The organism is Desulfobotulus sp. (assembly GCF_034006065.1).
GTDB lineage: Bacteria > Desulfobacterota > Desulfobacteria > Desulfobacterales > ASO4-4 > Desulfobotulus.
The window spans coordinates 1-8,246 of the sequence record NZ_JAVETM010000072.1; the positions used below are offsets into that span (position 1 = coordinate 1).

Sequence of the window (8,246 nt, forward strand, 5' to 3'; positions counted from 1 at the left end):
TAGTCTAGAACGGAGAGCCTATCGGGATCGGAGGGAACAGGATCTACCTGTGACCGAAGAACGACGCTCCGGGCATGACAGGCGTTCCGGCCACCGCATCTCTGTCGATGGTGTGCTGGTTGCGTGTCGCAAAATACAGCGCCTGCTGAAGGAATGGATCTGGGACCATGGGGGGACTGACGTGGCCCGGATTATCTCGACCAGAAACAGAATACTCGATGCCCATTGGGAACTGTGGAGTGAGGTGTTGGGCTATGATATCCGCATAGTTAGGGATGAGCCCGGCAGGTTCTATGTTGACGAGGCCGAAAGGCTCGCCCTGATAGACGAGGTGGAGGAGATCGGTGCAGCCCGACGCATCGTCCGCCTACACAGGCCCACCCGCGGCCCACTGGCCATGGACATCTTCATGCTGCAAAAAGACGACCACTTTTTTTCCTTCGTAAAAATATTGCCGAAAAACCCCTGATAGCCCGGCAAGACATCGAAAAATGAACGCCCCTGGATTACCAGGGGCGTTTTTTTGTACTTTTTATTACGGGTCGTGTAAAAAAAGTATTGACTGTTAATATTTCAGCCCGTAAGATGGCTGAAAATGAGGGAACAAAAAACCCCACCCGGCTGCAACCGGATGGGGGCGAAACAAAAACACACAAACAAAGGATTTTTACCATGGATTCCACCAAAATCAACAAAAAAACGCCTTTAGGATTTAAGGGCAAGGGCAACCACCAACAGACCCGCGCCATCCTCACCCAGGCTGCCTCCCAGTTCCGCACCGTCGGGGAGCTGGCGCACCACCTCCACACCGTCCGGCTTATGGAGCAGATGCTGCTGAAGGGAGACCGCCCATGAAACCAATGCTTGCAAAACCATATGAGGATCAGGAAGTCACGGGCTGGTTCATGAGCGAAAAGCTGGATGGTGTGCGGGCTATCTGGAACGGATCCGCCCTGATCAGTCGCAATGGAAACGAATTTAAGGCCCCGGAATGGTTTCTGGACTCTCTCCCCAAAGACACCTTTCTGGATGGAGAGCTCTTTATGGGCCGGTCAATGTTCCAGAAAACCGTAGGGGCTGTGCGGAAACAGACTCCGGTGGATTCTGAATGGAAACAGATCCGATACTGCGTGTTTGATGCCCCCGAGGCCTCCGGCACATTCGAGCAACGCATGGCCTTCCTCAATAAAACCCTGTCCCAAAACCCCATTGTCTCTGTTGTTGACCATGTGGTCTGCACAGGGGTGGATCACCTTCACAGCCTTTCCGAAAAGCTGCTGGCCCTTGGTGCAGAGGGCGTTATGTTGCGCCGCCCAGGTTCCACCTACGAAAACAAACGGAGCGGGTCTCTCCTTAAATTCAAGCCCTTAGAAACAGACGAGGCCACGATCATTGGTTTTCAGGATGGGGAAGGCAAGCACTCCGGCCGCGTCGGTGCCATCGTCTGCGACTGGAAGGGTATCGTTTTCCGTCTCGGCACGGGTCTGTCTGATGCTCTCCGTGAAACCCCGCCCCGCATAGGCGAGCTGGCAACCTTTGCTTTTCAGGGGCTTACGGATGGTGGTGTCCCGAGATTCCCTGTCTTTATTGCCGCGAGAAACTACGAATAGGGGGGTGCCAAATGAAATGCTACCCGCCCGAAAAATGCAGGATTGAAAGAACAGCCACCACAGCCACCCTGGTGGGGCCTTCCGGTTATGGGCTGGTCACCGTGGATGCAAGAGCCTCGGATTCAGACCTCTGGCACATTCTGGACGTGATCAATTCGGCCTACGTGCTCGGCTGGGATATCGGCAGGAGCCGCATGATCCAACAGATGCAGGCCCTGGAAGAAAAACAAATATCCACCACATCTATACAGGAGGCATCATGACTGAACTGACCGACATGGAGGCGATGGCCATCGAAACCTTCCTAGACGCTCACTCTGAGAAGTTCAAGGTCGTGGCCTCCGATTTCCTCTCCCCGGAGGAAACAGATGCGCTGATCCGCAAACTCGAACTTGCGGGCGTGGCATCATGAAAAAGGACGCGTTGGAAATGTTATCCCGCAACTATGAAGACTGCGGCAAGGCCCTGGAGAGGGCCAGGCAGGATGCCGAACGAAGAAAACTGATCCGGGAGCAGGTTTTCCGGAAAACCCATCAGAGATAGGAGCCTCATCATGATCCTGTCCATCACAGACCACGCCCGCCTGCGGATGCAGCAGCGCAGATTGTCGGAGCGCCACATTCTGGCCGTCCTCACCGCTGGCAGCGCGACAGTCCTCTCCCAGTTCCGCCGACGGTATCACCTCGGGGAGGTCGCGGTCGTGGCCTCCATCGAGACGGGCACCCCCCATGTCATTACGGTATTCCGCCGGTTTGCCTCTCCAGACGGGACGCGCAAGCCAGCGGATCACCCCCAAAAGCAGCCCCGGAAGCGGGGCCTCACCGACCCCAACGTCAAGCGCCTGCTGCGCCGGGGTCATATCCCGGAGGGCATATGACAGACGCTGTCAGGCTCCAGGATGCCGCCCGCCAGACCGGTATCCCCCAGGGAACCCTGAGACTCTGGGCCGCAAACGGGAAAATCCCGACCGAAAAACGAGGGAAGGTCCACCTGGTCCGAGTTGACGACATCATGGCCAGACCCGAGGCGAGCAGATACAGCCAGGGAATACCCGCAGGATACGTTTCCAGCCAGACAGCCGCGGAGCGTACCGGATACATCCGCACCACCCTGTGCAAAATGGCTCTCTCTGGCAGGCTACACAGCCTCGTCGGGCCGGGCGGCGCGAGGTTGTTCCGGGAGGCAGATTTGGTCAACCTTAAATCCCGGAGCGCTGGCCGCACCCCCATGCGCAGGGAAAAGCCCACACCTGCACGCAGGTGCTCCTGCTGCGGCCGCAGGCCAGTGGCCCCAGGTTTCAGGCTTCTGTGTCAGATATGCTACCGCCTGGGAGAGGATCGGGGTGAGATATGATCACATATGGCGATCTGTACGGCACGGACTGTCCAGACTGCGGCGGGACGATCCTCGACCTCTGGGAGCACCGCCCCAAGGATGGGGCGCTCATCCCATGCCCCCACTGCGGAGCGGACGTCACGCTCGTTTTCACCGGCGTGGGGGGAGAAATTGGCCTGGTAAGCCGCCCAACGACTGAACAATACCTGCGGGAGAGCACCGAAAACCTCTTCCTCTCACACACACCAACCCACGCATGTCCACGGTGTAAATGGCCCGTCCGGGACGGCTGGGCTTGCCGGACATGCGGATATGGAGGATGACCAGATGACTTTTGAAGAAATAAGGAGTTTTGCGGGCAGCAGGTTTCCGGAACCGTTTGTGATGGATGGATACATGCAGGCAACAGACGGCAAAATTCTGGTTCGTGTCCCAATAACCAACACACTGCTGGCGCTGGCCGGGCCGAATTGCGGCAAACACACTGCAACCATAGGCGAATGGCTTTGGTCGGGACATCATGCTGTAGATTGGGTGGATTTGCCCATTATAGACATGGAAAGCCTGGAGCCATGCGGGACATGCCGCGGGACCCTGAAGGTTCCGGCCATGGATACCTGCCCTGAGTGCGACGGGGAAGGCGAGATACCTTCCAGGGCGCAAGTTGTGGACTGTACCACCTGTGATTCTACCGGGAAGAAAATAGACACAGAAAACCCAGTCAAGATCGGCGAAGCCCATATACAAATCCGGTATCTGTTAAAAATAGCGGGTCTCTCGGGGGCAAAAATCGCACAGGTATCCCGGTGGTATGACCCTGTGCCGTTTGTTTTTGACGGCGGGCAGGGGGTTGTGATGCCTGTGAAAATGGGCTTGAGGGATTAATCAAAAGAATCAAAGGGCTGAAAATAAAAAAGGGCCTGCCCCTTCAGTCAAGACAGAATGGAGACCGCAGAATGAAAATAACCGATGATTTGTGGGACACCCCGCCATCTGTGGATGCCGCCCTTGAAAAGGCAGCAGAATTTTTGCCGAAAGGATACAGGATAGCTATTTTTGTTGAAAAAGGCGGATATGCCGTAGAGCTTGAATTCCCGGACGGTAGATCCGAACCCATGGATGGCGACGATGGTATCCGGTCGGACATTATGGAAGGAGTCCGGGTGGCCCACGGAATCACAGAAGAAAAATGGGTCTGACCCATTTTCTTGCGGAAAAGTCGGAGCCTTTATGAGTAAAGATAAACGAACACAGCGCCTTATTGATGCCTTTTATCATGCCCATGGCCCCTGCTGCGCCGGTTGTGATTGGTGGCGGTGGCACAGCTCTCTTGTTGGAGAATGCACAAGATCGGCCCCGGTGTCTGCTGAAGAAACCATAGCCATCCTTTTCCCCGAAGGGTTTTTCTCCGGGGAAGTTAAGGCGGGCCACATCCTCACACCGAGAGAGCATGTATGTGGGGATTTCAAAGACACCTACCCATTGGATCATAAAACAAAGATGAAAAAGGAGGATTTGAGGTGAGGCAGATAAAAAACAGAAAAATGGGTCTGACCCCTTTTTTTTGATGAATTTTAGTGGGAGGCTTTATGGAAAAAGAATTGCTGCACATCTTGCAACACGCCCTTGGCGTTGATCAGTACGGCCAGGGGAGCCAATACCGGAACCATTTCGCTACAGGTCCGGGCGTAAAGGATTTTTTGAAGTGCCAGGAGCTGGCCGAGAGGGGTTTTATGAAAGATCTCGGAACAAGGCCCCTCTGGGGGGACCAACACTGTTTTGTCGTCACCCCTGAAGGCATCCAGGCTGTTGCCCTGGAGAGCCCAAGGCCGCCAAAGGTTTCAAGAAGCAAAGCGAGGTATCGCAGATACTTGGAATATGGAGATAGTTTTGACTCATTCCTTGATTTTTGTCGGTGGGATGCAGACCCGGAAAGAAGCTGGAATTGTAGCGAATAGGATGAAAGGTAGCGGAATAAATATGAATGAAATCAAGTACAAATATTATGTTGCAGAGGGTGAGTCCATTGCCCATGTCATTGCAGAGGCCCAGGATCAACTTTCCCAATACCGAGCGAGAGTCGGTTCTTTTTTGAAAAAGTATGAGGCTGATGGTCTCTGGGGCTACAGCGGGAGGGCTCCGTTTGCTATCGGATGGCACTGGCAGCGGCCAGAGGGGGATCGCAAGGCCACGCCACCCATGCGAGAATATTTCCTTAAGCCATCATTGGAACGTAATGGCGACATCACTTATGCGTACTATAAGCCTGATAAGCGCTGTCGGGCCGGTAGGGCTATTGTGGAGGAACTCCAGGCCGTTGGCGGCTTTAATTTTTCAAATTATATCTGCACAAAACTGAAAGTCCACAAAGAGGTCTTTGGCCTTTTGAATGGTAGAAGTGTCGTGAGCCATACAGTAGCAGGTCTATACGGCGACAGGCTGGCTTTCAAGATCCCCACCACAGACCACCATGACGACTCTTTTACAGCCCCGGATGGATTTCTGGAGATCAAAAAGTCAGAGTTTATAGCCATCACGGAAGAGGGGGTATAGGTCATGCCTCTAACCAAAACAACCGAAACGGCATACTGGGGTAATAGGCGACCCTTGTGCCCGCATTGCGACACAATCATCACCCTCGCAATGTGCCATGAGAAAAATGGGTCTGGCCCCTTTTTTTGCGCTTTTTTTGCGCTTTTTTTGCGTTCAACAACCGTTTCAACTCGACTCGCTACGCTCGCAAATGCTGCCTGTCAGAAATGGAGGCATATGAGTTGGCATCCAACGAAAAACCAATCTGTGACCGCGTGGTGCATTAAATGCAAAAAATATACCACTCGGTCAAGAGTAGACGGGAAATGTCCCTTCTGCCGCGAATCAAAAACAGGTAATGGACGGAGGCAGCACCCGGTCATAGGGCAATAAAAAAAGATAAAAGGAAGATAAAAGGGGTCAGACCCCTTTTGAGCCAATTCTATGAGCCACAAAACCATTTGTGGCTCATATTCCGCTTCCCACCTTATATATGGAGGCTTTATGTATTTGACACGTAAAGAGGTCGCCGCCAAGCTGGGTATCTCCCCCGCCACCATCTACAACCTTATGAGATCCGGAGAGCTGCCCCAGCCTGTCCGCTGGAGCCGGACTGTCCTGCGCTGGCCACTCCGGGAGATTGAGGAGTATGAGCAAAAGGCCCTGGACTCCAGAAAAATAGTTCCAAGGCAGCCGCCAAAACCCATCGGCAGGCCCAGGAGGCGCCCAATAGAGAGGGAGCCAGATCAACCAGATGACCACTGAGCCCACGGATCCACACCATCTGCCGGACTGGCGGATGCAGGCGCCGGTGTCAGCCTAACCTCATCCAGCCAGTCTGCCCACCTCTGCATCATTTCCCGCCGCTGATCCAGAAACGTCGTCCGATTGTACGCCCTCCCCAAGGCATCCCGGACATTGTGCGCCAGCTGCATTTCCACGATGTCCACAGGATAGTTCAGCGTTTCCACCAGATGCGTCCGGGCCACAGCCCGCCACCCGTGGGAGGTCATCCGCCCCCTATAGCCGAGGGAGTCCAGCGCCCCTTTGATCGCTGTGTTGGACAGGGGTTTGTCCTTGGCCCGTAGTGAGGGCAGCACAAACCTGCCTTCACCCGTAAGGGGTTTCAGCCCCGCCAGAATCTGCATGGCCTGGCGGGACAAGGGCGTGATCATCTGTGTCCGGGTCTTGGCTGCGACCCAGATCCACTGCGCCTTTGCCGGGTCAATTTCGGCCCAGCGCATAGTGAGCATCTCTCCGGGCCTGCAAAAAATCAGAGGCAGCAACCGTGCGGCGGCGGTTACGATAGGTGTCCCCTGGTACCCGTCCAGCGCCCGCAGAAGCCCTGTCAACTCCGACACCTCCAGGATTGCAGGATGATGGACAACATCAGCCGCCGGGAGGATGCCCGTCAGATCCCGCGTGGGATCTCTCTCTACCCTCCCCAGGGAAATGCCGTACCGGAAGATCAGCGACAAAAGAGATTTGACCCGGTGTGCCGTCTCGACGTGCCCCCGCCCTGAGATCCGGCGCAGAACCTCCAGCACCATCGGCGGGGTGATCTCCTCGGGCCGGTTCTTGCCAAGAAAAGGCAGAACCATCTGATTGAGGCGGGACAGATTCCGATCCGCGTGGGCCGGAACCACTTGGGTGGCATGGACAGCGTGAAACCAGTCCATTGCCAGGGTCTCGAAGGAAAACTTTCCGTCCGCCTGATCCTTCTCCGCCTGCCGCTCCTCTGCGGGATTCCCCCCGTGCGCTATTTTCAGCCTCAGGCCTGCCAACAGCAGGCGGGCATCCTTTACGGAAATCTCCGGGAAAGGCCCGAGCGTGTGCTCCTGGAGCTTTCCCGCGACCCGTAGCCTGGCCTTCCAGGTTTTTGTTCCAGATGGGTACACATTCAAAAAAAGTCCATTGCCGTCGGACAATGCGTACCGGGATTCCCCCGGTGCCGCATTTTCACACTCGATGGCCGTGAGCTGATTTTTTGTTGCCATATCGGCACCTTCCCCCTGCGTGTGTTTTGTGTGTGTCCGTGTGTTCGGTTTTTTCCAAAACACACACAGGACTATCAAAAAAAGCTTTGCTGTACCATGTTTTTGTGTGTTTTGTGTGACAGCCCTGACAGGCAAAAAGGCCCGAAACCCGCACAAAATCAGGAAAAAACCAAATAAAAAAGCCACCCGAAGGTGGCCTTAATTATGATGGTGGTGGAGGCGGCGGGAATTGAACCCGCGTCCGAAGACTCTCCATGACAGTGTCTACATGCTTAGTTCAGATTTTAAATTTAACCCTTACCAACGCCTCTGAACAGGCTGTGGCGCAGGCGATCCTACTGGTTTAACCTGAAAAGCCGTAGGCAGACTTTTCAAGCGGTCCCGCGAGTCGACGCCCCATTCCAGCACTGCGGGCGTGTGCTGGTGAGACGGTAGCTTATGCTGCTACAGCGTAGTTATAATCGTCTGCGATTACTTTAGGTTCCGCTGTTTTACGAGCCTGCGGAGAGCTCGGCATGCAACCATCACTTCAACATCCCCGTCGAAGCCATGTCGCCCCCAATTTTAAAAGAACATTTTCATGTTTAGCATTTAAACATATAGGCCTCTTTACATTTTGTCAATATGCATACTAAAAATTCAAATAAAAAACGCCCTGTCTTGTGGTGATGATCACCAAAGACAGGGCGTTTCAAAAGAATCCGGCGGCGTCCTACTCTCCCACACAGTCGCCCATGCAGTACCATCAGCGCAGTCAAGCTTAACTTCCGTG

12 protein-coding genes and 1 other RNA gene are annotated in these 8,246 nt (G+C 54.5%); 11 read left to right on the forward strand and 2 right to left on the reverse strand.

The window, feature by feature from the left end:
• From RBR60_RS15425 to RBR60_RS16865, 11 genes are all read left to right on the forward strand, one after another.
• A partial coding sequence (locus RBR60_RS15425; RefSeq protein ID WP_320358420.1) for a hypothetical protein occupies window positions 1–469 on the forward strand: 469 nt, incomplete at its 5' end.
• A gap of 203 nt (window positions 470–672) precedes the next feature.
• Window positions 673–855: a hypothetical protein gene (locus tag RBR60_RS15430; RefSeq protein WP_320358422.1), complete on the forward strand. Its 183-nt coding sequence runs from the start codon at window positions 673–675 to the stop codon at window positions 853–855.
• Entirely contained in the window at window positions 852–1,610 is a 759-nt protein-coding gene (locus tag RBR60_RS15435; protein WP_320358424.1) for a DNA ligase, read from the forward strand. The genes RBR60_RS15430 and RBR60_RS15435 overlap by 4 nt, the downstream gene beginning before the upstream one ends.
• Before the next feature lie 11 nt (window positions 1,611–1,621).
• Window positions 1,622–1,873 (forward strand): hypothetical protein, encoded by a 252-nt coding sequence (locus tag RBR60_RS15440; protein ID WP_320358426.1) that lies wholly within the window; start codon window positions 1,622–1,624, stop codon window positions 1,871–1,873.
• Window positions 1,870–2,022, forward strand: a complete 153-nt coding sequence (locus RBR60_RS15445; protein WP_320358428.1) for a hypothetical protein — start codon at window positions 1,870–1,872, stop codon at window positions 2,020–2,022. The genes RBR60_RS15440 and RBR60_RS15445 overlap by 4 nt, the downstream gene beginning before the upstream one ends.
• 141 nt (window positions 2,023–2,163) lie before the next feature.
• A complete protein-coding gene (locus RBR60_RS15450) occupies window positions 2,164–2,487 on the forward strand; it encodes a DUF4258 domain-containing protein (protein WP_320358430.1) in 324 nt (107 codons plus the stop codon).
• Window positions 2,484–2,963 (forward strand): helix-turn-helix domain-containing protein, encoded by a 480-nt coding sequence (locus RBR60_RS15455; protein WP_320358432.1) that lies wholly within the window; start codon window positions 2,484–2,486, stop codon window positions 2,961–2,963. The genes RBR60_RS15450 and RBR60_RS15455 overlap by 4 nt, the downstream gene beginning before the upstream one ends.
• 309 nt (window positions 2,964–3,272) lie before the next feature.
• Window positions 3,273–3,830: a hypothetical protein gene (locus RBR60_RS15460; RefSeq protein ID WP_320358434.1), complete on the forward strand. Its 558-nt coding sequence runs from the start codon at window positions 3,273–3,275 to the stop codon at window positions 3,828–3,830.
• Window positions 3,831–3,901: 71 nt separating this feature from the next.
• Complete coding sequence (locus RBR60_RS15465; RefSeq protein WP_320358436.1) at window positions 3,902–4,144, forward strand: hypothetical protein; 243 nt, start codon at window positions 3,902–3,904, stop codon at window positions 4,142–4,144.
• A gap of 781 nt (window positions 4,145–4,925) precedes the next feature.
• The gene (locus tag RBR60_RS15470) at window positions 4,926–5,498 is read left to right on the forward strand and encodes a DUF5420 family protein (protein ID WP_320358438.1); all 573 of its coding nucleotides are present in this window, start codon (window positions 4,926–4,928) and stop codon (window positions 5,496–5,498) included.
• Window positions 5,499–5,981: 483 nt separating this feature from the next.
• Entirely contained in the window at window positions 5,982–6,242 is a 261-nt protein-coding gene (locus tag RBR60_RS16865; protein ID WP_413815478.1) for a helix-turn-helix transcriptional regulator, read from the forward strand.
• On the opposite strand, the gene RBR60_RS15475 is transcribed toward RBR60_RS16865, so the two are convergent.
• Together RBR60_RS15475 and ssrA are read right to left on the reverse strand one after the other, a co-directional pair.
• On the reverse strand, window positions 6,224–7,474 hold the full coding sequence (locus tag RBR60_RS15475) for a tyrosine-type recombinase/integrase (protein ID WP_320358440.1): 1,251 nt from the start codon (window positions 7,472–7,474) through the stop codon (window positions 6,224–6,226). The two genes, RBR60_RS16865 and RBR60_RS15475, sit on opposite strands and share 19 nt — an antisense overlap.
• A 211-nt stretch (window positions 7,475–7,685) precedes the next feature.
• Window positions 7,686–8,034: a transfer-messenger RNA gene (ssrA, locus tag RBR60_RS15480) on the reverse strand.
• Window positions 8,035–8,246: the final 212 nt, after the last annotated feature.